The organism is Streptomyces sp. NPDC028907, assembly GCF_055564995.1.
This window is the reverse complement of sequence record NZ_JBVHVE010000006.1, coordinates 464,843-490,601: the sequence shown is the minus strand read 5'-3', so window position 1 is coordinate 490,601 and position 25,759 is coordinate 464,843. Positions and strand designations below refer to the sequence as shown.

22 protein-coding genes and 3 pseudogenes are annotated in these 25,759 nt (G+C 70.4%); 10 read left to right on the top strand and 15 right to left on the bottom strand.

All coding sequences use genetic code 11. The annotated features are described in order from the left end of the window. Positions 1–47 precede the first annotated feature (47 nt). From ACZ4UU_RS21330 to ACZ4UU_RS21320, 3 pseudogenes are all read right to left on the bottom strand, one after another. A pseudogene (locus ACZ4UU_RS21330) lies at positions 48–438 on the bottom strand (CocE/NonD family hydrolase C-terminal non-catalytic domain-containing protein); the annotation flags it as partial. A 121-nt stretch (positions 439–559) separates the two neighbouring features. Next, positions 560–812 (bottom strand): annotated as a pseudogene (locus ACZ4UU_RS21325) (hypothetical protein); the annotation flags it as partial. Between the two features lie 241 nt (positions 813–1,053). Further along, a pseudogene (locus ACZ4UU_RS21320) lies at positions 1,054–1,462 on the bottom strand (peptide MFS transporter); the annotation flags it as partial. Between the two features lie 207 nt (positions 1,463–1,669). On the opposite strand from ACZ4UU_RS21320, the gene ACZ4UU_RS21315 reads away from it, so the two are divergent. The 4 genes from ACZ4UU_RS21315 (at position 1,670) to ACZ4UU_RS21300 (ending at position 6,422) form a co-directional block, all read left to right on the top strand. Continuing rightward, the gene (locus ACZ4UU_RS21315; RefSeq protein WP_471904932.1) at positions 1,670–2,680 is read left to right on the top strand and encodes a polyprenyl synthetase family protein; all 1,011 of its coding nucleotides are present in this window, start codon (positions 1,670–1,672) and stop codon (positions 2,678–2,680) included. Between the two features lie 540 nt (positions 2,681–3,220). After that, the gene (locus ACZ4UU_RS21310; RefSeq protein ID WP_471904931.1) at positions 3,221–4,525 is read left to right on the top strand and encodes a LolA family protein; all 1,305 of its coding nucleotides are present in this window, start codon (positions 3,221–3,223) and stop codon (positions 4,523–4,525) included. 57 nt (positions 4,526–4,582) lie between these two features. Continuing rightward, complete coding sequence (locus tag ACZ4UU_RS21305; protein ID WP_471904930.1) at positions 4,583–5,533, top strand: ABC transporter ATP-binding protein; 951 nt, start codon at positions 4,583–4,585, stop codon at positions 5,531–5,533. Continuing rightward, positions 5,520–6,422: an ABC transporter permease gene (locus ACZ4UU_RS21300; RefSeq protein ID WP_471904929.1), complete on the top strand. Its 903-nt coding sequence runs from the start codon at positions 5,520–5,522 to the stop codon at positions 6,420–6,422. The genes ACZ4UU_RS21305 and ACZ4UU_RS21300 overlap by 14 nt, the downstream gene beginning before the upstream one ends. A 62-nt stretch (positions 6,423–6,484) precedes the next feature. On the opposite strand, the gene ACZ4UU_RS21295 is transcribed toward ACZ4UU_RS21300, so the two are convergent. The 3 genes from ACZ4UU_RS21295 to ACZ4UU_RS21285 form a co-directional block, all read right to left on the bottom strand. After that, on the bottom strand, positions 6,485–7,069 hold the full coding sequence (locus ACZ4UU_RS21295) for a flavodoxin family protein (RefSeq protein ID WP_471904928.1): 585 nt from the start codon (positions 7,067–7,069) through the stop codon (positions 6,485–6,487). Positions 7,070–7,138: 69 nt separating this feature from the next. Further along, positions 7,139–8,461: an amidase gene (locus ACZ4UU_RS21290; protein WP_471905096.1), complete on the bottom strand. Its 1,323-nt coding sequence runs from the start codon at positions 8,459–8,461 to the stop codon at positions 7,139–7,141. Continuing rightward, positions 8,458–8,979, bottom strand: coding sequence for a DUF6668 family protein (locus tag ACZ4UU_RS21285; protein ID WP_471904927.1), 522 nt, complete (start codon positions 8,977–8,979; stop codon positions 8,458–8,460). The genes ACZ4UU_RS21290 and ACZ4UU_RS21285 overlap by 4 nt, the downstream gene beginning before the upstream one ends. 291 nt (positions 8,980–9,270) lie before the next feature. Here ACZ4UU_RS21285 and ACZ4UU_RS21280 point away from each other — a divergent pair, with 291 nt between their 5' ends. Then, the gene (locus tag ACZ4UU_RS21280; protein WP_471904926.1) at positions 9,271–10,548 is read left to right on the top strand and encodes a tetratricopeptide repeat protein; all 1,278 of its coding nucleotides are present in this window, start codon (positions 9,271–9,273) and stop codon (positions 10,546–10,548) included. 25 nt (positions 10,549–10,573) lie between these two features. On the opposite strand, the gene ACZ4UU_RS21275 is transcribed toward ACZ4UU_RS21280, so the two are convergent. The 4 genes from ACZ4UU_RS21275 to ACZ4UU_RS21260 all read right to left on the bottom strand — a co-directional run bounded on the left by ACZ4UU_RS21275 (position 10,574) and on the right by ACZ4UU_RS21260 (position 14,261). Beyond that, positions 10,574–11,524 carry a M28 family metallopeptidase gene (locus ACZ4UU_RS21275; RefSeq protein WP_471904925.1) on the bottom strand — a complete coding sequence of 317 codons (951 nt, stop codon included), beginning with the start codon at positions 11,522–11,524 and terminating at the stop codon, positions 10,574–10,576. Between the two features lie 129 nt (positions 11,525–11,653). Further along, positions 11,654–12,136, bottom strand: a complete 483-nt coding sequence (locus ACZ4UU_RS21270) for a VOC family protein (protein ID WP_471904924.1) — start codon at positions 12,134–12,136, stop codon at positions 11,654–11,656. A gap of 148 nt (positions 12,137–12,284) precedes the next feature. Next, positions 12,285–13,175 carry an EamA family transporter RarD gene (gene rarD, locus ACZ4UU_RS21265; RefSeq protein ID WP_471905095.1) on the bottom strand — a complete coding sequence of 297 codons (891 nt, stop codon included), beginning with the start codon at positions 13,173–13,175 and terminating at the stop codon, positions 12,285–12,287. Positions 13,176–13,406: 231 nt separating this feature from the next. Further along, positions 13,407–14,261: an SDR family oxidoreductase gene (locus ACZ4UU_RS21260; protein WP_471904923.1), complete on the bottom strand. Its 855-nt coding sequence runs from the start codon at positions 14,259–14,261 to the stop codon at positions 13,407–13,409. 97 nt (positions 14,262–14,358) lie between these two features. Here ACZ4UU_RS21260 and ACZ4UU_RS21255 point away from each other — a divergent pair, with 97 nt between their 5' ends. After that, positions 14,359–14,763 (top strand): winged helix-turn-helix transcriptional regulator, encoded by a 405-nt coding sequence (locus ACZ4UU_RS21255; RefSeq protein WP_471904922.1) that lies wholly within the window; start codon positions 14,359–14,361, stop codon positions 14,761–14,763. A gap of 100 nt (positions 14,764–14,863) precedes the next feature. Here the strand turns inward: ACZ4UU_RS21255 and ACZ4UU_RS21250 are convergent, their stop codons facing one another. From ACZ4UU_RS21250 to ACZ4UU_RS21230, 5 genes are all read right to left on the bottom strand, one after another. Next, the gene (locus tag ACZ4UU_RS21250; RefSeq protein ID WP_471904921.1) at positions 14,864–15,943 is read right to left on the bottom strand and encodes a 2-oxoacid:ferredoxin oxidoreductase subunit beta; all 1,080 of its coding nucleotides are present in this window, start codon (positions 15,941–15,943) and stop codon (positions 14,864–14,866) included. Next, the gene (locus tag ACZ4UU_RS21245) at positions 15,936–17,864 is read right to left on the bottom strand and encodes a 2-oxoacid:acceptor oxidoreductase subunit alpha (protein WP_471904920.1); all 1,929 of its coding nucleotides are present in this window, start codon (positions 17,862–17,864) and stop codon (positions 15,936–15,938) included. Before ACZ4UU_RS21245 ends, ACZ4UU_RS21250 begins: the two co-directional genes overlap by 8 nt. 253 nt (positions 17,865–18,117) lie before the next feature. Then, a complete protein-coding gene (locus ACZ4UU_RS21240) occupies positions 18,118–18,777 on the bottom strand; it encodes a response regulator transcription factor (protein ID WP_279616921.1) in 660 nt (219 codons plus the stop codon). Positions 18,778–19,218: 441 nt separating this feature from the next. Continuing rightward, positions 19,219–20,583, bottom strand: coding sequence for a sensor histidine kinase (locus ACZ4UU_RS21235; RefSeq protein WP_471904919.1), 1,365 nt, complete (start codon positions 20,581–20,583; stop codon positions 19,219–19,221). Positions 20,584–20,770: 187 nt separating this feature from the next. Further along, positions 20,771–21,979, bottom strand: coding sequence for a sensor histidine kinase (locus ACZ4UU_RS21230; RefSeq protein ID WP_471904918.1), 1,209 nt, complete (start codon positions 21,977–21,979; stop codon positions 20,771–20,773). Positions 21,980–22,284: 305 nt separating this feature from the next. Between ACZ4UU_RS21230 and ACZ4UU_RS21225 the strand changes: the two genes are divergently transcribed. Genes ACZ4UU_RS21225 through ACZ4UU_RS21210 form a run of 4 tightly spaced genes read left to right on the top strand, consistent with a single transcriptional unit; the run spans position 22,285 to position 25,758 of the window. Beyond that, the gene (locus tag ACZ4UU_RS21225; protein WP_062724076.1) at positions 22,285–22,680 is read left to right on the top strand and encodes an NADH-quinone oxidoreductase subunit A; all 396 of its coding nucleotides are present in this window, start codon (positions 22,285–22,287) and stop codon (positions 22,678–22,680) included. Continuing rightward, complete coding sequence (locus ACZ4UU_RS21220) at positions 22,671–23,321, top strand: NADH-quinone oxidoreductase subunit B (RefSeq protein WP_471904917.1); 651 nt, start codon at positions 22,671–22,673, stop codon at positions 23,319–23,321. The genes ACZ4UU_RS21225 and ACZ4UU_RS21220 overlap by 10 nt, the downstream gene beginning before the upstream one ends. Then, positions 23,318–24,793, top strand: coding sequence for an NADH-quinone oxidoreductase subunit C (locus ACZ4UU_RS21215; RefSeq protein WP_471904916.1), 1,476 nt, complete (start codon positions 23,318–23,320; stop codon positions 24,791–24,793). The genes ACZ4UU_RS21220 and ACZ4UU_RS21215 overlap by 4 nt, the downstream gene beginning before the upstream one ends. After that, positions 24,790–25,758 carry a complex I subunit 1/NuoH family protein gene (locus ACZ4UU_RS21210; protein WP_471904915.1) on the top strand — a complete coding sequence of 323 codons (969 nt, stop codon included), beginning with the start codon at positions 24,790–24,792 and terminating at the stop codon, positions 25,756–25,758. The genes ACZ4UU_RS21215 and ACZ4UU_RS21210 overlap by 4 nt, the downstream gene beginning before the upstream one ends. Position 25,759 lies beyond the last annotated feature (1 nt).

Genomic DNA, 25,759 nt, shown 5'->3' with positions numbered 1-25,759 from the left:
CTGGCATCCACAAGAGTGGCAAATCGGGCAATGGCTCCAACTCGCCTTTAACTGGCCATTCGTGGAGTCCGTTTTTCCCGTGTCCGACGGAAAAGTACTTCTTCGCCCTCTGTGTAGATCACCTCGTTGGAGGCGATGAGGTCATGCCGATCGCAGCTGATCTCGGAGAGCATCCGCACCGTCGCCTCCCAGCCGAGCTCCGGGCGGTGCACCCGGATCGACCCGGTCCGAGTGGGTGCGGGCAGCTCAAGGGGTACGGCCTCGGTTGCGCCCGGCTCGCGCGGCGCCACGCCGTCCCGGCCATGACGTGCAGTCAGGTTCAGCGCCCCGCGTGACCAGGGGCGAGGAGCCGTCCGGTGCCAGGTCGCAGAGCCGGGCGACGACTTGCTCGCGCGGTATGTCCGACGTCAACCTCAGCTGTACCCTCGCCCGCCTCAACGCTCAGGTCTACTCGCCCACTTCGACGGGGTGGGAGTCGCTGACGCGGAGCGCGGCAGGGGCTCGGACATGACGCCGGTGTCCTCGGACGGGCGACGAAGGCGCACATGGTCGACGGTCAGGCGGCATGTCGACCGGTGAGGATGGAACCTCCCGTGCAGTGCACGTCGTTGTCATAGCGATCGTCCGTCGAGCAAACCATGACGATCGCCTTGAGCCGGTCGGTCAGGCGGTACAGCAGGTATTCGAGGAGCGCCGGTACGGGCTCGTTCGTCAGCGGGCGTCACGCGCGCGTACAGCAGGGTCCCGTCCCGGAGCGGGTTGCGGAGGTCGTGATGGGTCGTCTCGTGGGGGAAGGACGTACGGATGTGTATGGGCGGGATCCCTGTCGGGTCAGTGCGTCGGATGCGTCGAGTGCGGCGAATGCTTTGTGGCGGGTCAGTCCACCGGGTGCATCGTGCGGCTCAGCCAGCGGGTCGCGGCCATCACGGCGAGGCCCGCGACCACCGCGACGGGACCGTTGACGCCGAAGTAGGTGGGCTTGGGGACGTCGTCGTAGAACTTGACCGTCTGGGCCTGGGTGCCCTTGGCCATGGCGAGGGAGGGGAACCAGACGTGCTTCCGGCCGGCCAGGTGGCCCCGCCCGAGGACGTACCGGGCCAGGCCGAACATCATGTCGATCGCGGCGGCCGAGAAGCCGACCATGGTGGCGACGTTCGGCTTGAGGAGTTCCGTGCTCGCGCTGAGCAGAGCCAGCCGCCCGCAACGGACACCAGATGGACGAGCGTGCTGGAGGCGGCGGAGGCGGCGGAGGCGGCGGAGCCGGCCGACATGCCCATACCGCCGGGGGCGAGGGTGGCGGCGCAGTGCGGGACGAGGATGGCCTGCATGCCGAGGAACGAGAAGAGTCCCCAGACCTCCAGACCGGAGAGCTTGAGAAAGCTCTGGGCCGGCCGAAGAAGGCGTGGTCGGCGTGCGGCGGCGGCTCGCTGTCGGCCTGGACGTCGGCTTCGGCCCAGGACACGGGCCGCTACTTCCCTATAAGTCGATGGATATCCCGCCTTATCACGTGATCAAAAACATACCTGTCGTGATCCGATACCGCCCGTGGTGGACGGGTGGGCGGCATCGGTGATCGAAACGTGACCGGATACGCTGACTTGAGTGATGGCAGCGACCTATCGACAAACCGTGTAACCGCCAGTAGACACCAGCAGACAGGAGACCCCTCGTGACCGTCGTCGGGCCGTTCGGGCTGAGCGTGCGGGACCAGGCTCTGGAAGCCGATGTCCAGGCCGGATTGACGGCTGTCGAGGAGGGATTGCTCGAAGCCACCAAAAGTGAGGTCCCCTTCATCACCGAGGCCGCCCAGCATCTGGTGCGGGCGGGTGGAAAGCGGTTCAGGCCGTTGCTCGTGATGCTCACTGCCCAGTTCGGGGACCGGTACGCGCCGGGGATCGTGCCGTCGGCGGTGGTGGTGGAGCTGACCCATCTGGCGACGCTCTACCACGATGACGTGATGGACGAGGCGGCCGTACGGCGCGGTGTCGACAGTGCGAACACCCGTTGGGGCAACTCGGTCGCCGTCCTGACCGGGGACTTTCTCTTCGCGCGCGCCTCGCACATCCTGGCCGACCTCGGGCCGGAGGCGGTGCGGGTGCAGGCCGAGGCGTTCGAGCGGCTGGTCACCGGGCAGATCCTGGAGACGGCGGGTCCGCAGGACGGGCGGGATCCCGTCGAGCACTACCTCGATGTGCTGAGCGGGAAGACCGGATCGCTGGTGGCGGTCTCGTGCCGGTTCGGGGCGATGATGTCGGGCGCCGACGAGACGGTGGTCGACGTGCTGACCCAGTACGGAGAGCGGCTCGGGGTCGCCTTCCAGCTGGCGGACGACGTCCTGGACATCGCGAGCGACTCCCATGAGTCCGGGAAGACGCCGGGGACGGATCTCCGGGAGGGGATTCCCACGATGCCGGTGCTGCGGTTGCGGGAGCGGGCCGCGCGGTTGGGGCTGGCGGAGGACATCGCGTTGTGCGAGTTGCTGGACTCCGATCTCAGTGATGACGCGCGGCTTGCGGAGGCGTTGGCTCAGCTTCGGGTGCATCCGGCGTTGGAGCAGGCTCGGCGGGACACGGTGCGGTATGCCGAGGACGCGCGGGCCGCGTTGGCGCCGTTGCCGGAGATGGGGGCCAAGGCCGCGTTGATGGAGTTGTGCGATGCGGTGGTGCATCGGGCTGGGTGATTTCACCCCCCGCCACCCCTGTCCCTCCCATCCCTTGAAGGGCTCCGTCCCTTCGGCCCCGCCAGGGGGCTCTGCCCCTGGACCCCCCGCTCCTCAAGCGCCGGAAGGGCTGGAGTGGTGACACGCGGCACAAAGTTGTACTGAGTCCAGGGTGAGATCGCGTCCGTACAGCTGTCCGGAAGACGACGTTCTCGAAGCCCTGGAGTTCGTGAAGGTCTAGGGGGACACGGGCCTCGGCAGACTTGAACTCATAGATCTGCTCGCTCGAACCCGCCCCGCACAGCGGCGTCTTCTCCGGCGACCCCTACGGGTTGGGGGAGGCGCCGCCCTCGTGTGTCATACCCCAGGTGTACGCGGAGTTGGCTCCGGAGGTTGACGAATCTCCCTGGCCGATTTGGTCAGATGGAAACCACGGACAACACCACTCCTCACCGATTCGGGTGAGAATGGCGGCACAGGGGTGGACGAGTGCGGGGTCGTAAGACTCGCGGGCGACGAACGAGAAGGACAGCCGCCGCCGACGACGGAGGTAAGGCACACATGGCACCGTACGAATCCGACGACAGTACGACCGCGGTCGAGGAGGTCGACGACCTGCCCTCGGGGCGGCGCAAGGCCGCGCGGTACGTCGTCCCGGTCACGGTCGTGGGAGTCGCGGCGGCGACCATCGGGCTCGTCCCGGCGATCGCCGACTCGGGCGACCCGGACCTGCCGAAGATCACCGCAGAGCAACTCATCGAGAAGATCGCGCAGTCGGACGTGGAGCAGCTCTCCGGCACCGTGAAGATCAGCACCGATCTCGGGCTGCCGGACCTCGGCGGCCTGGAGTCCAGCTTCGCCTCCGGCGCCATGGGGTCGGGGTCGGGTGACGGATCGTCCGCCGATCCGTCGGCCAAGCTCACCGAGCTGGTGTCCGGTACGCACACGCTGCGCGTCGCCATGGACGGCGAGAACAAGCAGAAGCTCTCCCTGCTGGAGAACGCCTCCGAGTACAGCCTCATCCACAACGGCAAGGACGTCTGGGGCTACGACAGCAAGTCCAACGAGGTCTTCCACGGCACCGCCGAGGCGGCGAAGGGCGGGCAGGAGAAGGAAGACGTTCCCGCCACGCCCAAGGACTTCGCCGAGGAGGCGCTCAAGGCGGCCGACGACACCACCTCCGTCACCGTCGACGGCACCGCGCAGGTCGCGGGCCGGGACGCCTACCGGCTGCTCATCAAGCCGAAGCAGTCCGGGACCACGGTCGGCGCGATCACCGTGGCAGTGGACGCCAGGACCGGCATGCCGCTGAAGTTCACGCTGACCCCGTCCAGCGGTGGCGCGGCAGTGATCGACGCGGGCTTCACGCAGGTCAGCTTCGCCAAGCCGGCCGCCTCCACCTTCGACTTCACCCCGCCCAAGGGCGCGAAGGTCACCGAGGAGGACGAGCTGAAGGGGAAGAGCGGCGAGCACGGCACCCCGAAGTCCGAGGAAGAGCTGCGCAAGGAGCTCGACAAGGAGTTCGGGAAGGACTTCGGCAAGGACTTCGGGAAGGAACTCGACGGTCCGAAGTCCGGTGACAAGCCCGGCAAGGCGCCCGAGGGTGGCCCCGAGGTGATCGGCGAGGGCTGGAACACCGTGGCCGTCTTCGACACCGGCGGCGAGGGCGTCCCCTCCGGCGCCGAGGTCGGTGGGGAGATGGGCGGCTTCCTCGACTCCCTGGGCGACAAGGTCACGGGCAAGTTCGGCTCGGGCACGGTCTTCAAGACCCGTCTGATCAACGCCCTGATCACGGACGACGGCAAGGTCTACGTGGGCGCGGTCGACAAGGACGCGCTCGTGAACGCGGCCGACTCCGGGAAGTGAACCGGGGCCGCACCAACGATCGAGGTGCCCTAGGAACCCGAGGAGCCTGAGGAACCGATGGAGGAACTGCCCACCGCGCAGGCGGTGATCGCCACCCGCGCGCTCACCAAGCGCTACCGCGGCGGGCAGCTCGCCGTCGACGGTCTCGACCTGACCGTCCCGGCGGGCAGTGTCTTCGGCTTCCTCGGTCCGAACGGCTCGGGCAAGACCACCACCATCCGCATGCTGATGGGCCTCATCGAACCCACCGCGGGCAGTGCGCGCGTGCTGGGGCAGCCCATGCCCCGGTCCGCGCGCTTCGTGTTGCCGCACGTCGGCGCGCTCATCGAGGGACCCGCCCTGTACGGCTTCCTCTCCGGACGCGACAACCTTCTCCGGTACGACGCCGCCGACCCGACCGCCGATCCGCGCACCCGGCGCACCCGCGTCGCGGCCGCGCTGGACCGGGTGGGCCTGGCGGCCGCCGCGGGCAAGAAGGCCAAGGCGTACTCGCTCGGCATGAAACAGCGGCTGGGGCTCGCGGCCGCGCTGCTCCAGCCGCGTCGGCTCCTCGTGCTCGACGAGCCGACCAACGGTCTCGACCCGCAGGGCATGCGCGAGATCCGTGCCCTCATAAGGGAGTTGGCCTCCGACGGCACGACCGTCTTCCTCTCCTCCCACCTCCTCGACGAGATCGAGCAGGTCTGCACCCACGCGGCCGTGATGGCCCAGGGCCGGCTGATCACCCAGGGCGCGGTGGCGGAGCTGGCGGCCGGAAACCGCGGCCGGCTCGTCGTGACCACCCCCGACACCGCGGACGCGGCGCGGGTGCTGAAGGAGCAGGGGGCCGGCGATGTCGTCATCACCGAGGACCGGGTGCGCGCCGAACCCCCGGACCGCGATCTCGCCGACGTCAACGCGGCGTTGGTGACCGCCGGGGTCCGGGTGCGGGGCTTCGGCGTCGAACGGGCCTCCCTGGAGGACGCGTTCGTGGCCCTCACGGGGGAGGGGTTCGATGTCGCAGGCTGAGGTCGTCCGGCAGGCCGGCGCGAGCGAAGGGGCCCGGAAGGTCAGCCCTCTGTGGACCTTCGGCCTCCTCCGCAGCGAACTGCTCACCACTTTCCGTCGTTGGCGCACCCTCGCACTGCTCGCCGTCCTCGCCGCCGTGCCGATCCTGGTCGGGATCGCCGTGAAGATCGAGACCAGCGACGGTGCGTCGATGGGAGGCGGCGGACCGCAGGGCGGCGGCCCGGCGTTCATCTCGCAGATCACCAACAACGGCCTGTTCCTGGTCTTCACCGCACTGGCCGCGACACTTCCGTTCTTCCTGCCGATGGCCATCGGCGTCATCGCGGGCGACGCGATTGCGGGCGAGGCGAACGCGGGCACCCTGCGCTATCTCCTCGTCGCCCCCGCCGGCCGCACCCGCCTGCTCCTCACCAAGTACGCGACCACGATGACGTTCTGCCTGGTGGCCACCCTCGTGGTCGCGGTCTCGGCGCTCACCGTCGGGGCGCTGCTCTTCCCGCTCGGTGATCTGACGACGATCTCCGGCACCCGGATCAGCTTCGCGGAGGGCCTCGGCAGAGCCCTGCTGATCGCCCTGGTCGTGGCCGCGTCACTGATCGGCGTGGCGGCGCTCGGCCTGTTCGTCTCCACGCTGACCAACAGCGGGATCGCGGCGATGGCGACGACCGTCGGCCTGTTGATCACCGTCCAGATCCTCGACCAGATACCCCAGCTCCACGCTGTCCAGCCGTACTTCTTCTCCCACTACTGGCTGTCCTTCGCCGACCTCATGCGCGAACCCGTCTACTGGGACGACCTGGTCAAGAACCTCGGCGTACAGGCCCTCTACGCGGCGGTGTTCGGTTCGGCGGCGTGGGCGAGGTTCACGACGAAGGACATCACCGCCTAGGGGGCTGTCACGAGGCCGGTGCCAGTCACGAGGCCGGCGTCGGTCCCCGTGGTCGCCGTCGGTCAGTCGGTCTCGTACGGGAAGCGGGCGAGCGGGGCCTCCCGGGCGAAGAACGTCTTCGCGTGGGCAAGGGCCTCGTGGTCACGGAGCACGTCGCCGGGCTTGCTGCCGTTGCCGAGGAGGACGCCGCCGAAGTGCATCCCCATGTACGCGGCCGAGTTGTTGAGCGTCCCGACCAACGGGTCGGCGACCTCCTGTTCCTCGTGCGCGAGCGCTGTGACGCCCCACAGGGTGCGCCCGGCCATGGTCGCCTTGAAGTCGAGGCCGGGGGTGCGCAGCCAGCCCGACCAGTAGTCGAGGTAGCGCTTGACGTGGCCGGACACCGAGTACCAGTACAGCGGCGAGGCGATCACCACGTCCGTCGCCGCGAGGGTGGCGTCGAGGAGCAGCGCGACGTTCCCCTGCGTCGGGCGCACATGGTCACTGTCGTGGCGCAGGTCCTCGAAGTCGGGCAGCGGATGCGTGGCCAGGTCGATCCACTGCTGTTCGACGGTCTCGGGCAGCTGCTCGGCGGCCCTGCGTGCCAGCAACTCGGTGTTGCCGTCAGGACGGCTGCTGCCGAGGACGAACAAGAAGCGGCGGGTCATGCGTCCCCCAAACGGACGGCCCCGGCACGGGGCACATTGGTCGGCGTACGACAATTAATCGCACGTGCATTATATGCGTACGAATGTAGATGTCCAGGGGCCCGTATGCCGCTCGGCGGCTGCCGCCACTGCGAGCAGCAGCGATTCCGCCCCGTGGGCCGCCACCAACTGGAGCCCGACCGGACAGCCATCGCTGTCCAGCCCCGCCGGAATGCTGATCGCCGGATGCCCACTCAGGTTGAACGCCCAGGTAAGCGCGGTGGAGTACCGGTCGCCGGGACCGTCGTGGCCGTGCGGCGGGGTGGGGGCCGTCGGCGTCAGCAGCAGCTGGGTCCCGGCGAAGAGGTCGGCCAGACGGCTGTCGTTCGCGGCCCGGATCCGCTGTGCATCGGGGAGCCGAGGGGCGGCGTCCGGGGCGCGTAGGGCGAGCCATGCCGGGGCCGGGTCGTCGAGACGGAGCGGCGTCCGGGGCCGTACGAGCCGTATCGCGCCGGATTCGGCCAGCCGTACGGCCGTGGCGTGCGCGACCGCGACGACGTCCTGGTCGGGCGAGTCGAAGCCGAGGTCGGCGGACCATACGGCGGTCGGGACATCGCCCCCGCCGACCGGCCCGCGGTGCGCGCCGACCGACGTGCCAAGCTCGCCGACTCGCCTGTCGTGGCCGCCGACCGGTCCGCCGTGCTCGCCGACCTGCCCGTCAGGGCCGTCGACCTGCCCGTCCTGCCCGCCCGCACCAGGCAGCGCGCCACCCCGCGCCCCGCCACCCCCCGTCATCACCTCCCAGTACGCCGCCACGTCCCCCACGCACCGCGCGAGCACACCCGGCGCCATGAGTCCCGTACGGTCGGCCGACGGCAACCGCCCGTTGCCGGCCTTCAGCCCGACGACACCGCACCACGCCGCCGGGATCCGCACCGACCCGGCCCCGTCGCTGCCGGTCGCGAGCGGTACCAGACCCGCCGCCACCGCAGCCGCCGACCCCGCTGAGGAGCCGCCCGGCGTGCGGTCGGGCCGCCAGGGGTTGGCCGTAGGGCCGTATCGGCCGAGTCCCCAGGTCTGCCAGGGAGTTCCCGGCCCCGGAACGGACGTCGCCCCGACCGCCACGCACCCCGCCGCGAGCAGTGGGCCGGCTGTCCGCAGCCCACGCCGCCCCTTGACCCCGATCGGCACTCCGGCCAACGGCAGCCGCTCGCCCGCTTCGACCCGTGCGTCCACGTCCCGGGCCCGCCGCAGCGCCTCCTCACCCCACACCTCGATGAACGCGGACAGGACGGGGTCGGCCCGTTCGATGCGTTCGAGGGCCGCCGCGACGACATCGACGGCGCGAAGGGTCCGCGAGCGTACGGCTGAGGCGATCTCGGTGGCCGACGGTTCGGCAGGGGCCGGGCTCAGCGGGAGTGCCCCGTCAGCCGGGCCAACGCCGCCGCCTCCCGTGGCCGTTGCCCGCCCAGCTCGCCGAGCCGCCAGGCGGGCACCCACGGCACCCGGTACACATCGATGACCGACTCGATCACCTTGACGTGCTCGGCGAGCGGCCGTGGCAGCCGGCCCGGCGCGTCCGCGACCAGGACGACGGCGTCGAGATCGAGCCCGTGCGGAGCCTCACCGCGCCGGAAGACCTCAAGGGCACCCAGGGCGGCGGCCAGCCCGGCCGCATGTGTGCGGGCCACGAGCAGCACCGACCGCGGATCGGCGGGGCCGGGCCAGGAGCGACCGCAGTCCTGGCCGCCGTAGACCGTGGCGAGCGTGGTGACTCCCGCGCCGCCGTGCACGCCGACCCAGGAGAAGCGCCGGGGCGTGGCGGCGGCGGGGGAGAGCGAGGGCTCCTCGGGCAAGGGCACCGGCCCGCGGATCCAGATCTCCGGCCCCGGCTCGGACCGCCCCTGCTGCACGTGCATGTCACTCCGCATGCCCGCCCTCCTCCCTCGCCACGCCATTGATCTTCGAGCCAGGCATGAGAACGCTGTGACGTGGCACAAGCTCCTGGAACGAGTCTGTGACGTCCCGGTGACGCCCGCGCCGCGCGCGGCCGGAGAGACTCGACAGTACGTGTACGACGTGTCCGATCTGTACTACCGGATGTTGACGCCGGGGAAGCGGAACACGACGGCGGGAGGGGGCACCATGGGACCCGAACGCGTCGGCCGCGAATCTCCCGGCGCATGCGAGTGAGGGAAGCGATGTCTCGAATGAGCCGCGCGATGAAGCGGGAACAGAAACGCGCCGGGGCCGCTGCGGCTCCGGCCCCCGTGGCCGCGCCGATCGACGTGCGCGTCCCCGCCGTAGGTCCGGGCACGGCCGGCGCGTCGATCGGCGGCGTACCCGTCACCGTCGTCCCGGGCGAGGAGATCCAGCGCACCGTGCTGACCCACCTCCAGCGCATCGCGGTCGCCAGCGGCCACCCCGTGCACGCCACGATCCACGACGAGCGGATCGGTTACGTCGTCCCGCTGCGGGTGGCACAGGACGGCTCCAGTGAGTTCACCGCCGAGCCGGTACGGACGGCTCCGCCCAGTAAGGCCTCGGGGCCCTCGACGCCGTCGGTGCCGCAAGCGCAGCCCGCGCCGCCCCCGCCGGATCCGGAGCCCCATCGGGACAGGCCCACGCATGTCCTACGACCGCTGCCGGGCCCGGAGCGGGACAGCTCGCCCACCTTCCGGCTGCGGGCGTTGCCCGGGTCGGCACCCGAGCCGGTGCGGGACGTCGTGCCCGGTACGGTCGCGCCGCCGCTGGGGGAGTTCGGCCCGCCCCCGCCCATGGACGCGCGGCCGGAACCGACGGACGTACCGCCGGGTGTCGTACCGGAAGGTCCGGTACCGAAGAATGCCGTACCGGAAGGTGCCGTACCGGAAGCCGAGGCGCCGCGAGCCGCCCCGCGCCCGGCACCCCTGCTCCTCTCCACCTCCACCCCCGATCTCGACCCGGACCCCGGCTGCACCCCGCCGCGTGGCTTCGACGCCGTGGCCGAAGCCGTCCTCGGGGACGCGGAGCCGGCCACGACCGCCGATGCCTCGCCCTTCGCCGGGCAGACGGCGCGGATCAACGAGGCCGTGAAGGAGGGCCGGACGGCGGAGGCGACCGGGCTCGCGGAGCGGACCGTGGCCCAGGCGTCGGCGGTGCTGGGGCTGGAGCACCCCGAGGTCCTGCGGATGCGTGAACTCGCCGCGTACATCGCCTACCTGGCCGGCGACCCGGAGCGCGCCTTCGGCCTCGCCCTCGACGTGGCCCGTACGCACCACCGCCTCGGGGACGCGGAGCAGTCCTACGGCAGCCTGCACGGCGCGGCCACGGCATGGCGGGCGGTCCGCGACCCCGCGCTGGGCCTGGCCCTGGGGCGCGACCTGATCGGTCTGTGGAGCGAGCTCGTGGCGGAGGGCGGCCCCGCCGCCGAGGAGGCCGAGGAACTGGCGTCGGCCCGTGCGCGCATGGACCGTCTCGCCGCCCGCGCCGCCAAGTCGGCCGAACCGCCCACCGCTTGAGACACCCGCTGCCCTGACCTCGCCGCTACTGCGACAGCTCCCACACCGCGTACGCGACCGCGTCGCTGTTGCGGTTCAGGGCGGTGTCGTTGATGTTGGACGTGGTGTCGCAGGACGAGTGGTAGCAGCGGTCGAAGGACTGCCCGGCCGTACCGCCCCACTTGGTCACCTGCGCCGCGGTCTTCGTACGGCTCGCCCCGGTGAACAGGCCGCCCACCGGCACGCCCGCGCTCTTGAACGGGGCGTGGTCGGAGCGGCCGTCGCCCTCGGTCTCGATCTCGGTCGCGACGCCGAGGCCGGCGTAGTAGTCCTTGAAGGTCTTCTCGATCGCGGGGTCGTCGTCGTAGACGAAGTAGCCGGGGTTGGGCGAGCCGATCATGTCGAAGTTCAGATAGCCGCTGATCTTCGCGCGGTTCGCGGAGGAGAGGTTGTTGACGTAGTAGCGGGAGCCGACGAGCCCCAGCTCCTCCGCGCCCCACCAGGCGAACCGCAGATGCTTGGTGGGCTGGTAGCCGGCCCGCGACACGGCGAGCGCGGTCTCCAGGACGGCCGAGGAGCCGGAGCCGTTGTCGTTGATGCCGGGGCCGGAGGAGACGCTGTCGAGGTGCGAGCCGGCCATGACGACCTGGTTGGTGTCGCCGCCGGGCCAGTCGGCGATCAGGTTGTAGCCGGTGCGGCCGGAGGACGTGAACCGCTGGACGGTCGTCGTGTATCCGGCGGCGTCCAGCTTGGCCTTCACATAGTCGAGGGAGGCCTTGTACCCGGGGCGGCCGTGGGCCCGGTTGCCGCCGTTGGCGGTGGCGATGGACTGGAGCTGGCCGAGGTGGGCCTTCACGTTCGCCACGGGGATGTCGGGTGCGGCGGCCGCCTCGACGTCGGCCTCGGGTGCGGCGCCGGCTATGGATCCTCCGGTCAGCAGCGTGGCGACCGCTACAACGGCGGCCGCCGACGCGCGCCAGGAGACGGAGAGCTTCATGTGGGGGGCTCCGGATTCCTTGGGAATCACAGGGATTCCTCAGTGAATGGGGTGCCTGGATGGTCGGGGTGAGTCTGACTCTCCGTCAAGAGCGCTATTCGGACTCGGAGTTCGGAATAGGGAAAACCCTCACTGCACGCAGAACTCGTTCCCCTCCGGGTCTGCCATCACCGTCCACTCCCCGCCGGGCTCCTTCACGTGCCGCAGCACACTCGCCCCCAGCCCCCGCAGCCGCTCGACCTCGGCCTCGCGCTCCCCGGCCGCCGCGTGCAGATCGAGATGGAGCCGGTTCTTGACGCTCTTCGCCTCCGGCACCCGCTGGAACAGCAGCCGCCGCCCCCGCCCGGTGCCGCTGTCCTTGTCGTACGGGTCGTCCGGATGCCGTACGGCCACCAGATCCCGGAAGGCGAGGCGGGCCTGGAACTCGACGACGTCCTCGCGCGGCAGCACGCCGAGTTCCAGGAGCCGTTCGATCAGGGCGTTGTTGTCCTCGATCTCGTAGCGCAGTGCCGCGGCCCAGAAGACGGCCTGGGACTGCGGGTCGGCGGAGTCGATGACGAGCTTCCAGTGCAGGGGCGCGGGGGTGGGCCTGGGTTCGGATGCCTGTGTCATGCGACCACTCATATGGCGTGGGAGGAGCGGGCCGCAACGAGGAATCGCCGGTTCGTCCAATATTTCAGCCCGTCCGGCGTTTGAGGCCGAGGCCGAGGCCCGTTCAGGGCTGATAGCGGGGGTCTGGGGGCGGGCAGCAGCCCTCAGGTCAGGCGTCCACTGCGGCAGAGGCCGGCTTCTCGACCCTCGGCACGCTGAACTCCGCCAACCTGGTCCGCCGCGCGGAGCGCCACGCGTCGGCCGTGAGCAGCGTCAGCGCCAGCCACACCAGCGCGAACCCGGCCCACCGCTCGGCCGGCATCGCCTCGTGGAAGTACAGGATGCCGAGCAGGAACTGGAAGACCGGCGTCAGGTACTGGAGCAGTCCCAGCGTCGACAGCGGTACCCGTATCGCGGCCGCGCCGAAGCAGACCAGCGGCAGCGCGGTGACGACTCCGGCGGCCGCGAGCAGCGCCGCGTGGCCGGCTCCGTGCGAGGTGAACGTCGACTCCCCGTGGGCCGTCAGCCACACCAGGTACCCCACGGCGGGCAGGAACTGGATCGCGGACTCCGCGGCCAGCGACTCGACGCCGCCGAGGTTGACCTTCTTCTTGACCAGCCCGTACGTGGCGAAGGAGAAGGCGAGGGTGAGGGAGATCCACGGCGGCCGGCCGTACCCGACGGTCAGCACGATCACCGCGGCGAACCCGACGCCGACCGCCGCCCACTGCACCGGCCGCAGCCGCTCCTTCAGCAGCAGCACGCCCATCGCGATGGTGACGAGCGGATTGATGAAGTACCCGAGCGACGCCTCCACCACATGTCCCGAGTTCACGGACCAGATGTAGACGCCCCAGTTGACGGTGATCACGGCCGCGGCCACGGTGACGAGCGCCAGCCGCCGCGGCTGCCGTATCAGCTCGCCCGCCCAGGCCCAGCGCCGTACGAAGGCCAGCGCCACCGCCACGAAGACGAGGGACCAGGTCATCCGGTGCGCGAGGATCTCGACCGCCCCGGCGGGCTTCAGCAGCGGCCAGAACAGCGGGACGAGCCCCCACATGCCATACGCCGCGAAGCCGTTCAGCAGTCCTGTACGCCGCTCACCCTGCGACTTCCCGCTCACGGGCCCCTCCTTCGCGCACACCGGCCGCGCCCGCACGGCGGCCTGCACGAAGGTAACGCCGAACACCCCCGCGTGTCATGCCCGTATCGCCATACGGTCATGACAGGCGGGGGTCCGATAGCCCGGGACGGTGTGCCGGGGCAGGGAGTGCCGGGGAGTTCCGGGGTGTCAGCCCTTGAGCGCGGCCGCGATGGCGTCGGCGAGCGGCGTGGTCGGGCGGCCGGTCAGGCGGGACAGGTCCCCGCTGTCGACGACCAGCTCGCCCTTCTCGACGGAGGCGTCCACGCCGGCGAGGATCGCGGCGAGCGGCTCGGGCAGCCCGGCGCCGGTCAGGATGCCGGTGAAGGCCTCGACGGAGACGGCGTTGTCGGCGATCTCCTTTCCGGTCTGCCGGCTCAGCTCGGCGGCGTACTCGGCGAAGCTCCAGGCGACGTCGCCGCCCAGCTCGTACGTCTGGTTCTCGTGCCCCTCGCCGGTCAGTACGGCGACGGCGGCGGCCGCGTAGTCGGCGCGGGAGGCGGAGGAGACGCGGCCCTCGCCGGCGGCGTGGGTGACGGCGTTGTACTGGAGGACCGGGGCGAGGTTCTCGGTGTAGTTCTCGTGGTACCAGCCGTTGCGCAGCAGCGCGTACGGCAGGCCGGACTCCAGGAGCGCCTTCTCGGTGCCCCGGTGGTCGTCGGCGAGGGCGGCCGTGAGGGTGCCGGGGGCGCTGGTGTAGGCGAGCAGCGCGACGTCGGCGGCCTTGGCGGCGTTGATGACGACCTGGTGCTGGCCGACGCGTCCCTTGTCGAACTCGTTGCCGGATATGAGCAGCACCTTGTCGCCGGCCGCGAACAGCCCGTCGAAGGTCTCGGGGGCGTTGTAGTCGGCGGTGGCGATCCGTACGCCGCGCTCGGCGAGATCGGCGACCTTCTCGGGGGTGCGGACGACGGCGGTGACCTGGTCGGCCGGAACCTTCTCCAGCAGCTGCTCCACGACGTGGCGGCCCAGGTGCCCGGTGGCTCCGGTGACGACGATGCTCATGATCAGAACTCCTTGTGGGGATGCGTTCGGTGCTGTCGCTAACCCTAGGGAGAGCGCTAACTCTTCGAAAGTACCCACTTTGAAGTAAGGTACTGTCATGGCAGTAAGTCCCGTGGCAGACGGAGCGACGAGCAAGTACGACATCGGCGAGGCGATGTGCCCCTACCGGCTGGTCCTGGAGCACGTCACCAGCCGCTGGGGTGTCCTCGTCCTGATCGAGCTGCTGGAGCGGCCCTACCGCTTCAGCGAACTGCGCCGCACGATCGGCCGCGTCAGCGAGAAGATGCTCACGCAGACTCTCCAGACCCTGGAACGCGACGGTCTGGTCCACCGGGACGCGAAACCCGTGATCCCCCCGAGGGTCGACTACTCCCTGACCGATCTGGGCCGCGAGGCGGCCGAACAGGTGCGCGGGCTGGCGCTGTGGACCAGCGAGCGGATGGCAGACGTCGAGAAGGCGCGGGAGTCGTACGACGCACGCAAGGCCGACTCGCACGGCTGACTGGTCGAACGGCTGAACGGCTGAACGGCTGAACGGCTGAACGGCGAGGGGCCCGGTGCCGTACGGCACCGGGCCCCTCAACCGGGTTCGAACGGGCCGGTCAGCCCACCACCGTCCAGGTGTCCCCACCCGCCAGCAGCGCGGCCAGATCCCCCTTGCCATTCTGCTCGATCGCCGTGTCCAGCTGGTCGGCCATCTGGGTGTCGTACACCGGACGCTCCGCCGAGCGGAACACACCGATCGGCGTGTGGTGCAGGGTGTCCGGGTCGGCCAGGCGGGACAGGGCGAACGCCGTGGTCGAGGACGCCGAGTGCGCGTCGTGGATCAGGACCTGCGACTCGTTCTCCGGTGTCACGGTGACGACCTTCAGGTCGCCGGTCCGTGCGTCGCGTACGACGCCCCGCGCCCCGTCCGCGCCGAAGCGGATCGGCTGCCCGTGCTCCAGCCGGATCACCGCCTCCTCGGCCTGCTGCCTGTCCTTGAGGACCTCGAAGGCGCCGTCGTTGAAGATGTTGCAGTTCTGGTAGATCTCGATCAGGGCCGTGCCTTTGTGGGCCGCCGCCTCGCGCAGCACCTGGGTGAGGTGCTTGCGGTCGGAGTCCACCGTGCGCGCCACGAAGGACGCTTCCGCGCCGAGGGCGAGGGACACCGGGTTGAAGGGCGCGTCCAGCGACCCCATCGGCGTCGACTTGGTGATCTTGCCGACCTCGGAGGTGGGCGAGTACTGGCCCTTCGTCAGACCGTAGATCCGGTTGTTGAACAGCAGGATCTTGAGGTTGACGTTGCGCCGCAGGGCGTGGATCAGGTGGTTGCCGCCGATCGACAGCGCGTCGCCGTCACCGGTCACCACCCACACGCTCAGGTCCCGCCGCGAGGTGGCCAGGCCCGTCGCGATGGCGGGGGCGCGGCCGTGGATGGAGTGCATCCCGTACGTGTTCATGTAGTAGGGGAAGCGGGACGAGCAGCCGATGCCCGAGACGAAGACGATGTTCTCCTTGGCCAGGCCCAGCTCCGGCATGAAGCCCTGGACCGCGGCCAGGATCGCGTAGTCACCGCAGCCGGGGCACCAGCGCACTTCCTGATCGGACTTGAAGTCCTTCATGGACTGGCGGGCCTCGGCCTTGGGGACGAGCGAGAGTGCCTCGATCGTGCCCGTGCCTTCCGTGGACGTCTCAGCCATCGATGGCCTCCTTGAGCGCCTTGGCGAGCTGTTCCGCCTTGAACGGCATGCCGTTGACCTGGTTGTACGAGTGCGCGTCCACCAGGTACTTCGCCCGGATCAGGGTGGCGAGTTGGCCGAGGTTCATCTCGGGGATCACCACCTTCTCGTAGCGTCCGAGTACCACGCCCAGGTTGCGTGGGAACGGGTTCAGATGGCGCAGATGCGCCTGCGCGATCGACTCGCCGGCGTTGCGCAGCCGGCGGACCGCGGCCGTGATCGGGCCGTACGTCGATCCCCAGCCCAGCACCAGCGTCGTCGCCTCGTGCGGGTCGTCGACCTCCAGGTCCGGCACCTCGATGCCGTCGATCTTGGCCTGGCGGGTGCGGACCATGAAGTCGTGGTTGGCCGGGGCGTACGAGATATTGCCCGTGCCGTCCTCCTTCTCGATGCCGCCGATCCGGTGCTCCAGGCCCGGGGTGCCCGGGATCGCCCACGGCCGGGCGAGGGTCTGCGGGTCGCGCTTGTACGGCCAGAAGACCTCGCTGCCGTCTTCCAGGGTGTGGTTCGGACCCTGCGCGAACTGCACCGTCAGGTCCGGCAGCTCGTCCAGCTCCGGGATCCGCCAGGGCTCCGAGCCGTTGGCCAGATAGCCGTCCGACAACAGCATCACCGGAGTGCGGTACGTGAGCGCGATCCGCGCCGCCTCCAGAGCCGCGTCGAAGCAGTCCGCCGGGGTGCACGGGGCGACGATCGGCACCGGCGCCTCGCCGTTGCGGCCGAACATGGCCTGCAACAGGTCCGCCTGCTCGGTCTTGGTCGGCAGCCCCGTCGACGGCCCGCCGCGCTGGATGTCGATCACCAGCAGCGGCAGCTCCAGCGACACGGCCAGCCCGATGGTCTCCGACTTCAGCGCCACACCGGGGCCGGAGGTCGTGGTCACCGCCAGCGAGCCGCCGAAGGCCGCCCCCAGTGCCGCGCCGATGCCGGCGATCTCGTCCTCGGCCTGGAAGGTCCGTACGCCGAAGTTCTTGTGCTTGCTCAGCTCGTGCAGGATGTCCGAGGCCGGGGTGATCGGGTACGAGCCCAGATACAGCGGCAGGTCCGCCTGACGGGACGCGGCGACCAGCCCGTAGGACAGGGCGAGGTTCCCGGAGATGTTGCGGTAGGTGCCGACCGGGAAGGCCGTCGTCGCCGGGGCGATCTCGTAGGAGACGGCGAAGTCCTCGGTCGTCTCGCCGAAGTTCCAGCCCGCGCGGAAGGCGGCGATGTTGGCGGCCGCGATATCCGGTTTCTTGGCGAACTTGGAGGTCAGGAACTTCTCCGTGCCCTCGGTCGGTCGGTGGTACATCCAGCTCAGCAGGCCCAGCGCGAACATGTTCTTGCTGCGCTCGGCCTCCTTGCGGGTGAGGTCGAACTCCTTCAGCGCCTCGACCGTCAGGGTCGTCAGTGGCACCGGATGGAGGCTGTACCCGTCCAGCGAGCCGTCCTCCAGCGGTGAGGAGTCGTAGCCCACCTTCTGCATCGCCCGTTTGGTGAACTCGTCCGTGTTGACGATGATCTCCGCGCCGCGCGGCAGATCGGCGATGTTGGCCTTCAGAGCCGCCGGGTTCATCGCGACCAGCACGTTCGGCGCGTCGCCCGGAGTGAGGATGTCGTGGTCGGCGAAGTGCAGCTGGAAGGAGGACACGCCCGGCAGGGTGCCTGCGGGGGCGCGGATCTCGGCCGGGAAGTTCGGCAACGTCGACAGATCGTTGCCGAAGGTCGCTGTTTCCGAGGTGAAACGGTCGCCGGTGAGCTGCATACCGTCGCCGGAGTCCCCCGCGAAACGAATGATCACCCGGTCCAGCCGGCGGACGTCCTTCGTCCCTGCCGGTTTGCGCTGCTCTCCCACGACGGCTTCGTCGGCCTGCTCCGCTGGGCTACTGACCTGGCTGGTCACTGAACTGGACCTCCCTCGAGGCGGCATCTGGGCACGGCCTTCCCGCAAGCCTTCCCAGGATCAACCCTACGTCCGCAAAGGTCGCTCTCCCTGGGCCATTCGCATGACGGACGTGGATTTGAGGTGGTGCACCACCCGGACTTGTCATGATTTACACGCCCCCCGGCGCTTCTTTGAAGACGCTCCCCGCTCGTTCTTTGGTTCTGGGCCTCCGGCTCGGCAGATCCCAGCTTTCTGACACGGTGTCAGATAGTCAGGAGTTGAGATAGGTGAGAACCGCCAGAACCCGCCGGTGGTCCCCGTCGCTCTGCGACAACCCGAGCTTCAGAAAGATGTTGCTGACGTGCTTCTCGACCGCGCCGTCGCTCACCACGAGCTGCCGGGCGATCGCCGAGTTGGTCCGGCCCTCGGCCATCAGTCCTAGGACCTCCCGCTCACGCGGCGTGAGCCCCGCGAGCACGTCCTGCTTACGGCTGCGCCCCAGCAGCTGGGCCACGACCTCCGGATCGAGCGCGGTACCCCCTCTGGCCACCCGCACGACCGCGTCCACGAACTCCCGAACCTCCGCCACGCGGTCCTTGAGCAGATAGCCGACCCCGCGGCTGGACCCGGCCAGCAGTTCCGTGGCGTACCGCTCCTCCACGTACTGCGACAGTACGAGTACCCCCAGCCCGGGGTGCGACTTGCGCAGCTGTACGGCGGCCCGTACCCCTTCGTCGGTGTGCGTCGGCGGCATTCTCACGTCCGCCACCACCACATCCGGCAGCTCGCCCTGTCCGTCCAGCTCGGTGATGGTCTTGATCAGCGCGTCGCCGTCTCCGACGCCCGCCACGACCTCGTGCCCACGGTCGGTCAACAGCCGGGTCAGCCCCTCCCTGAGCAGCACCGAGTCCTCGGCGATGACCACCCGCACCCTGTCCTCCACGTCCCCTGGCCCCCCGTGTGCCTTGGCATTCGGCCGAGCGTGTCCCGGCCCCGTCGTCCTTCGCGCCTTCAGTATCCCGCGATCGGCTCTTCCGCACCGGGCCTGTGGATAACCTGCGTCCGAACGACGTGACGTGCTCAGGGTGCGCCTGCGTCGGTGGCCTGCTTGCCGCCAAGGAGTGCTTGCCGCCGAGGAGTGCTTCCCGCCAAGGAGTGCTTGCGGTCGAGGAGCGCTCGCGGGGATGGCGTAGTCGCGGCGACGGCGTGCTCGTGGCCGGGGAGCGCTCGTGGCCGGGGAGCGCTCGCGGCGATGGCGTGTTCGCGGCCGAGGCGTGCTTTGCCGCCGGACGAAAATCCGGCCCCGAACCAACCGGAGCCGGATCCTCATCTCAGAGGGACGCCGAAGGGCGGTCCCGAACGGCACGCCGGTCTACACGGTCCGCCAGGGGAGCTCCGCCGTCACCCGGGTGGGCCCGCCGACCGGTGAATCGACCACCAGGATCCCGTCCACCGCGTCCAGCCGTTCGGCCAGCCCCGCCAGTCCCGAACCGTCGGAGGTGCCCGCACCACCGACCCCGTTGTCAGTGACCTGCAACATCAGGCGGTTCTCCACCCGCCACACGTCCACGGCCGCCCACGTCGCGCGCGAGTGCTTGCTGATGTTCTGCAGCAGCTCCGAGACCGTGAAGTAGGCGATCCCCTCGATCGCCGGCACCGGCCGCTCCTCCAGATCCACCTCGACCTCCACCGGCACCGTGCACCGCGACGCCACCGCCGACAGGGCCGCGTCCAGCCCTCGGTCGGTCAGGACCGCCGGATGGATGCCGCGCGCCAGGTCCCGCAGCTCCTGCAGCGCCGTCTTCACCTCGCCGTGCGCCTCGTCGACCATCCGCGCAGCCGCGCCGGGGTCCTCCGCCAGCTTCTCCTTCGCGAGGCCGAGATCCATGGCCAGGGCCACCAGGCGGGCCTGGGCGCCGTCGTGCAGATCCCGCTCGATGCGCCGCAGGTCGGCAGCCGCCGTGTCGACGACGACCCCCCGGTCCGACTCCAGCTCCACCACGCGCGTGGCCAGCCGTGAGGGGCCGAGCAGGCCGTGCACCATCAGCCGGTCCACCGTCGTCAGCGCCCGCACGATCCAGGGCGTGGCCAGCGTGAACAGCAGCCCGACCACCGCGGTGACCGCGATCTCGAAGGGGTTGTCGAGGTAGATGCTGTGGGTCTCGTCGCCGAACACCTGAAGACCGTCCTGACCGGCCCACAGCGGGAACACCCAGAACCACAGCGGATACGTCAGCAGCGCCCAGCCGTAGGCCCAGACGTTCACGGCGACGACGAAGGAGAACACCGCCCAGGGGAAGTGCAGCACCGCGTACAGCGCACTCCGCCAGGACGTCCCGCTCTTCAGTACGGCGCCCATCCACGCCATGAAGCCTCGCCGGCGCATCCGCAGCGGCTCCGGGTCGGCCACCTCCAGGCCCAGCAGACCACGCGCGCGTGCCCGCTCCAGCGCCCCGAGGCCCCGGCAGCCGGCCAGCCCCGCCGCCAGTACCGGGATGCCGAGGAACGTCACCAGCAGGCCCGCGCCCAGCGACACCATCGTGATGACGTACACGAACAGCAGGATGCTGATCGGCAGACTCAGCAGCACATACAAGAACTCCCGCCAGCTGCGTGCCTCGAACGGCGCCCGCAGCCCGGCCGGCAGCCGGTGCCGTCGCTCGCCGCCGTGCTCGGGAAGGCCGCGCTCGGCGTAACCGAGCCCGTGCCCGTAGCCCTGTCCGTACTCCGTGGCCATCGGCGTCGTCCGTTCTCCTCGTCCCGTCAGCCCCGCCGCCGGGGCTGTGCCGTCGTATCTCCACCCTGATCCACCGCGGGTCCGCGGACCATGGAGGCCGTCGGCGTCTCGAACGGGGGGTTTTCCCCACCCCTGGCCGGTCCCTGTCCCGCCTTGGCTACCCCTGGCCGGGCCCTGCCCCGCCCGGCTACCCCTGACCGGGGACGCGGTCCCGCCACGGCAGCTCCGCCGTCACGGTCGTCGGGCCACCCTGCGGGGACTCGATGGCGAACAGGCCGTCCACGGCGTCCAGCCGGTCGGCGAGTCCACGCATGCCCGTACCGCCGTCCAGGCGCGCACCTCCGCGCCCGTCGTCCCACACCTGGATGAGCAGCCGGTCGTCCGCCCGCCACACGTCGACCGATGCCGACTTCGCCCCACTGTGCTTACTGATGTTCTGCAGCAATTCGGAGACGGTGAAGTAGGCGATGCCCTCGATGGCCGCCGCCGGTCTGGACAGCAGGTCGACGGTCACCTTCACCGGCACCGTGCAACGTGAGGCCACCGCCGACAGCGCGGCGTCCAGGCCGCGGTCGGTCAACACGGCCGGATGAATGCCCCGGGCGAGATCCCGCAGCTCCTGGAGCGCCAGCTTCACCTCGCCGTGCGCCTCAGCGACCATCGCCGCCGCCGTGTCGGGATCCTCCAGCAGCTTCTCCTTGGCCAGGCCCAGCCCCATGGCCAGATTGACCAGGCGGGCCTGCGCGCCGTCGTGCAGGTCCCGCTCGATACGCCGCAGGTCCGCGGCCGCCGTGTCCACGACGACCCCCCGGTCCGACTCCAGTTCGGCGATCCGGCGCTCCAGCTCGTCGGAGGGCGACAGCAGGCCGCGCACCATCGCCCGGTCCGCGTTCGTCAGGCCCCGCGCGATGAACGGCAGCACCGGCCACAGCACGAACAACGAGGTCAGTGTGATGGCGAAGGTGAGGACGCCCCAGGGCAGCCGGATGAAGTCGTACAGGATCGTGCGCCAGCCCACCGGGTCCTTCAGCGCCAGCCACAACTGCGGGAAGAACCCGTCCTTCCCGCCGCGCAACGGCAGCGGACTCGGTTCGTCCACCCGCACCCCGAGCAGCGCACGCGCGCGTGCCCGCTCCAGCTTCCCCAGCTGCCGCGCGCCCATCAGGCCAGCCGCGAGCAGCGGGAACCCGATCACCGTCAAGGTCAGGAAGGCCCCGGTGAACAGCACCACGGCGACATAGGTGAAGCCGAGCAACGACAACGGAAGGTTCGCCAGGAGATACGCGATCTCCTTCCAGGTGTGCCGGTCGTAGGCGAAACGGGCGGGCGGCAGCGGCGGCTGGTCGCCGTCGGACGGCCCGGAGGCGTCCCGCGAAGGGCTGGGGGGTTCGGTCATATGGGCTAGCGTGCCGCGCGGTGCGCCGCCGCGCCATGAGGCGGACTGCCCTCGTCCACGGGGGAAATCCCCACCCCCGGCCCGCCCGGGCGCCGGAGCCTCGTATCTCGACGGGATCTCAACGTGTGACGGGCTGCTTACGGTCTCTTTAGCAGGGCCTAGACTCCCGTGCGTACAGATCGTCGAACAGCGGTGTTCACCGGAAACGGCAGTGCTCACCGGAAACAGCAGTGTTCACGGGCTCACCGGTCGCAGGACACTGGTCCTGAGACATCGGTGACGAGGTCAGGGAGCGAGGGGCGGACGTGTCGGAACAGACCGTCGTCGTGGCGGCGGACTACTTCCAGTCCTACTCGGTCGTCGGACTGCTGGCTGTCGTCGGCGTGCTGTTCGTCGCCGTCGCCTTCGGAGCGGGCCGCCTGCTGCGGCCCGTGGTCCCCACACCCGAGAAGCTCCTGACGTACGAGTGCGGCGTCGACCCCGTCGGCGAGGGCTGGGCCCACACCCAGGTCCGCTACTACGTCTACGCCTTCCTGTACGTGATCTTCGCCATCGACTCGATCTTCCTGTTCCCCTGGGCCACGGTCTTCGCCGACCCGGGCTACGGCGCGACCACGCTCGTCGAGATGTTCATCTTCCTCGGCTTCCTGGCCGTGGGCCTGCTCTACGCATACAAGAAGGGCGTCCTGGCATGGACGTGACGCCAGACACCAACGAGCAGCCCGTTCTGCTCCCGGAGCCGAAACGGCTGGGCGCACTGGCCCGCCTCGCTCCCGAGCCGATGAAGGTGATCCTGAACTGGGGCCGCCGCTACTCGCTCTGGGTCTTCAACTTCGGCCTCGCCTGCTGCGCCATCGAGTTCATCGCCGCGTCGATGGCCCGCCACGACTTCATCCGCCTCGGCGTGATCCCGTTCGCCCCGGGCCCGCGCCAGGCCGACCTGATGGTCGTCTCCGGCACGGTCACGGACAAGATGGCCCCAGCCGTGAAGCGCCTGTACGAACAGATGCCCGAGCCGAAGTACGTCATCTCCTTCGGCGCCTGCTCCAACTGCGGCGGCCCTTACTGGGACTCCTACTCCGTCACCAAAGGCGTCGACCAGATCATCCCGGTGGACGTGTACGTCCCCGGCTGCCCGCCCCGCCCCGAGGCGCTGCTCCAGGGAATCCTGAAACTCCAGGAAAAGATCGCCCGGGAGTCCCTCGGCGAACGCTACGGCGCCGAGCCGCCCCGCCCGTCCACAGCGGCGCTGCAGAGCGGCCTGGTGAAGCCGCCCGGCCCCGGCAGCACCAGCGGTGCGGCCGGTACCGGTGACACGGACACGGGGGAGGCCGACCGATGACGACGACCGGCTGGCTGCCCGCCCCCGTCGAGGACCTCTTCGGCCCGCAGGCCACCGCCGAGGAGTCGTACGACGTCCTTACGGTCGACGTGCCCCCGGCGTCCTGGATCGCGGCCCTGAAGACGGCCCGCGACGAACTGGGCTGCACCTACTTCGACTGGCTGAGCGCGGTCGACGAACCCGGCACCGGCTTCCGCGTCGCCGCCCACGTCGCGGCCCTGTCTCCGGTACGACGCCTACTGGTCCGCACGACCGTCCCGCACGAGGCACCGACGCTGCCCACGGCGGTCGGCGTCTACGCGGGCGCCGCCTGGCACGAACGCGAGACCCACGAGATGTTCGGCGTCCTGTTCGCCGACCACCCCGCCCTCGACCACCTCCTCCTCCCCGACAACTTCGAGGGCCACCCCCTCCGCAAGGACTTCGTCCTGGCAGCCCGCGTCGCCAAGGCCTGGCCCGGCGCCAAGGAACCCGGCGAGTCCGAACACGGCGGCCCGAAGCGCCGCCAGATGCTGCCCCCCGGCGTCCCCGACCCCAACGAATGGGGCCCCCTCAAAGGCCAGCTCCCCCCTGCCCCGGCCCGCCCGGCCAGAGGCGCGGGACGCGCGGCGGGAGACCGCCCGGTACGACGGACCCGCACCGCCGCAGCGGGCTCGGCGAGTCAGACGGAGCCCTCGACCACGGGCGAGGCTCCGACGACAGGCGCCGCCGCGGGGACCCCGCGACGAACGCGCACGGCGGCGGAAGGCTCGGCCAGCCAGCAGGCCGCGGTTCCGGCCGCAGACGGCTCCCCCCGCCGGACGTCCGCCGCAGGAGCGGCCGAGCCCTCACCGGAGACGACCGCGCCCTCACCGGAGACGACCGCGCCTTCACCGGAGACGACCGCGCCTTCGGCGGGCACGAGTACGCCGACTTCGCCTCGACGTTCGCGGACCTCCAACGAGGGCTCAGCGAGTCAGCGGGCCGAGACATCCGCGGACGTGACGACCGAGGGAACGGGGGACGAGCTGAAGTCGACCGCGCCCACCGCCCCGCCGACCGGGCGTGCGCGCAGCGCCGGCGAAGGCTCGGCATCGCAGCGCCCGGGAACGGGCACCGCTCCGTCCGGCCCCCGCCGATCCCGCGGCGCCTCGGACGGCTCCGCGAGCCAGAGGCCCGCTCCCGACGCGGCGTCACCCGACGCGGCGCCCTCGGCCCCTCCGACCCTCAAGGCCCCCCGAAGCCCGGACGCCCCCTGGCACCACGCGCGCCCCGCCTTCGACGAGCCCGAGCCGCAGCGGCCCGCGTCGGCCACTGCGCAACCCGCGCAGACCCCTGAGCAGCCCGACCGGTCCGACCAGCCCGATGTGTCCGACCAGCCCGCCCATCCCGGGCCCGACGAGACCAAGGCCGCCGCCGGGAACGAAGCCCCCGCAGACCGCACGGACGACCCCGCCGACGACCGCACCGACCCCGCAGGAGGCCCGCAGTGAACGACGCGCTGGACGTCGCCCTGCGACTCCTGATCGTCTTCGTCGTCTTCCTCACCTTCCCCCTGCTCATCGGCCAGACCGAACACAAGGTCATGGCCCATATGCAGGGTCGCCTCGGCCCGATGTACGCGGGTGGCTTCCACGGCTGGGCCCAACTCGTCGCCGACGGTGTGAAGTTCGCGCAGAAGGAAGACGTCGTCCCGGCGGGAGCGGACCGCCGTATCTTCCAGCTCGCCCCCGCAGTGGCCCTCCTCCCCTATCTGCTCGTTCTCCTCGCCATCCCGATCGGCCCCGGAGAGGGCGCGGTCGGTGAGGTCATCGACGCGGGCATCTTCTTCGTCCTGGCCGTCATGGGCGTCGGCGTCCTCGGCTCGCTCATGGCCGGCTGGGCCTCCGCCAACAAGTTCTCCCTCCTCGGCGGCCTCCGCACCGCCGCTCAGCTCCTGGCCTACGAACTCCCGATGCTGCTCACCGCCGCCTCCGTGGCGATGGCGGCCGGCACCGTCTCTCTCCCCGGCATCCTCGACGCCTTCGAGTGGTGGTGGCTGCCCTGGCAGATCGTCGGCGCGATCGTGTTCTTCGTCGCCGGACTCGCCGAACTCCAGCGCCCGCCCTTCGACATGCCGGTCGCCGACTCGGAGATCATTTTCGGCGCCTACACCGAGTACACCGGCCTGCGCTTCGCCCTCTTCCTTCTCGCCGAATACGCCGGAATCGTCGTCCTGTGCGGCCTGACCACCGTCCTCTTCCTGGGCGGCTGGCACGGCCCCTGGGGCGCCGACGGCCTCGGCTGGGTCTGGACCCTGCTGAAGACGGCCGTCCTCGCCTTCATCGTGATCTGGCTCCGCGTCACCTATCCGCGTCTGCGCGAGGACCAGCTCCAGAAGCTGTCCTGGACTCTCCTCGTCCCTCTCTCCCTCGCCCAGATCGCCCTCACCGGCGTCGTCAAGGTGGTGATCCAGTAAC

Coding starts and splice junctions, on each gene's coding strand:
- ACZ4UU_RS21300 (WP_471904929.1), top strand. CDS start 5,520: ATGTCGCAGGCTGAGGTCGTCCGGCAGGCCGGCGCGAGCGAAGGGGCC.
- ACZ4UU_RS21255 (WP_471904922.1), top strand. CDS start 14,359: ATGGCAGTAAGTCCCGTGGCAGACGGAGCGACGAGCAAGTACGACATC.
- ACZ4UU_RS21280 (WP_471904926.1), top strand. CDS start 9,271: ATGAAGCGGGAACAGAAACGCGCCGGGGCCGCTGCGGCTCCGGCCCCC.
- ACZ4UU_RS21270 (WP_471904924.1), bottom strand. CDS start 12,136: ATGACACAGGCATCCGAACCCAGGCCCACCCCCGCGCCCCTGCACTGG.
- ACZ4UU_RS21235 (WP_471904919.1), bottom strand. CDS start 20,583: ATGGCCACGGAGTACGGACAGGGCTACGGGCACGGGCTCGGTTACGCC.
- ACZ4UU_RS21220 (WP_471904917.1), top strand. CDS start 22,671: ATGGACGTGACGCCAGACACCAACGAGCAGCCCGTTCTGCTCCCGGAG.
- ACZ4UU_RS21305 (WP_471904930.1), top strand. CDS start 4,583: ATGGAGGAACTGCCCACCGCGCAGGCGGTGATCGCCACCCGCGCGCTC.
- rarD (WP_471905095.1), bottom strand. CDS start 13,175: ATGTGGGGGCTCGTCCCGCTGTTCTGGCCGCTGCTGAAGCCCGCCGGG.
- ACZ4UU_RS21295 (WP_471904928.1), bottom strand. CDS start 7,069: ATGACCCGCCGCTTCTTGTTCGTCCTCGGCAGCAGCCGTCCTGACGGC.
- ACZ4UU_RS21285 (WP_471904927.1), bottom strand. CDS start 8,979: ATGCGGAGTGACATGCACGTGCAGCAGGGGCGGTCCGAGCCGGGGCCG.
- ACZ4UU_RS21250 (WP_471904921.1), bottom strand. CDS start 15,943: ATGGCTGAGACGTCCACGGAAGGCACGGGCACGATCGAGGCACTCTCG.
- ACZ4UU_RS21215 (WP_471904916.1), top strand. CDS start 23,318: ATGACGACGACCGGCTGGCTGCCCGCCCCCGTCGAGGACCTCTTCGGC.
- ACZ4UU_RS21260 (WP_471904923.1), bottom strand. CDS start 14,261: ATGAGCATCGTCGTCACCGGAGCCACCGGGCACCTGGGCCGCCACGTC.
- ACZ4UU_RS21310 (WP_471904931.1), top strand. CDS start 3,221: ATGGCACCGTACGAATCCGACGACAGTACGACCGCGGTCGAGGAGGTC.
- ACZ4UU_RS21230 (WP_471904918.1), bottom strand. CDS start 21,979: ATGACCGAACCCCCCAGCCCTTCGCGGGACGCCTCCGGGCCGTCCGAC.
- ACZ4UU_RS21275 (WP_471904925.1), bottom strand. CDS start 11,524: ATGAAGCTCTCCGTCTCCTGGCGCGCGTCGGCGGCCGCCGTTGTAGCG.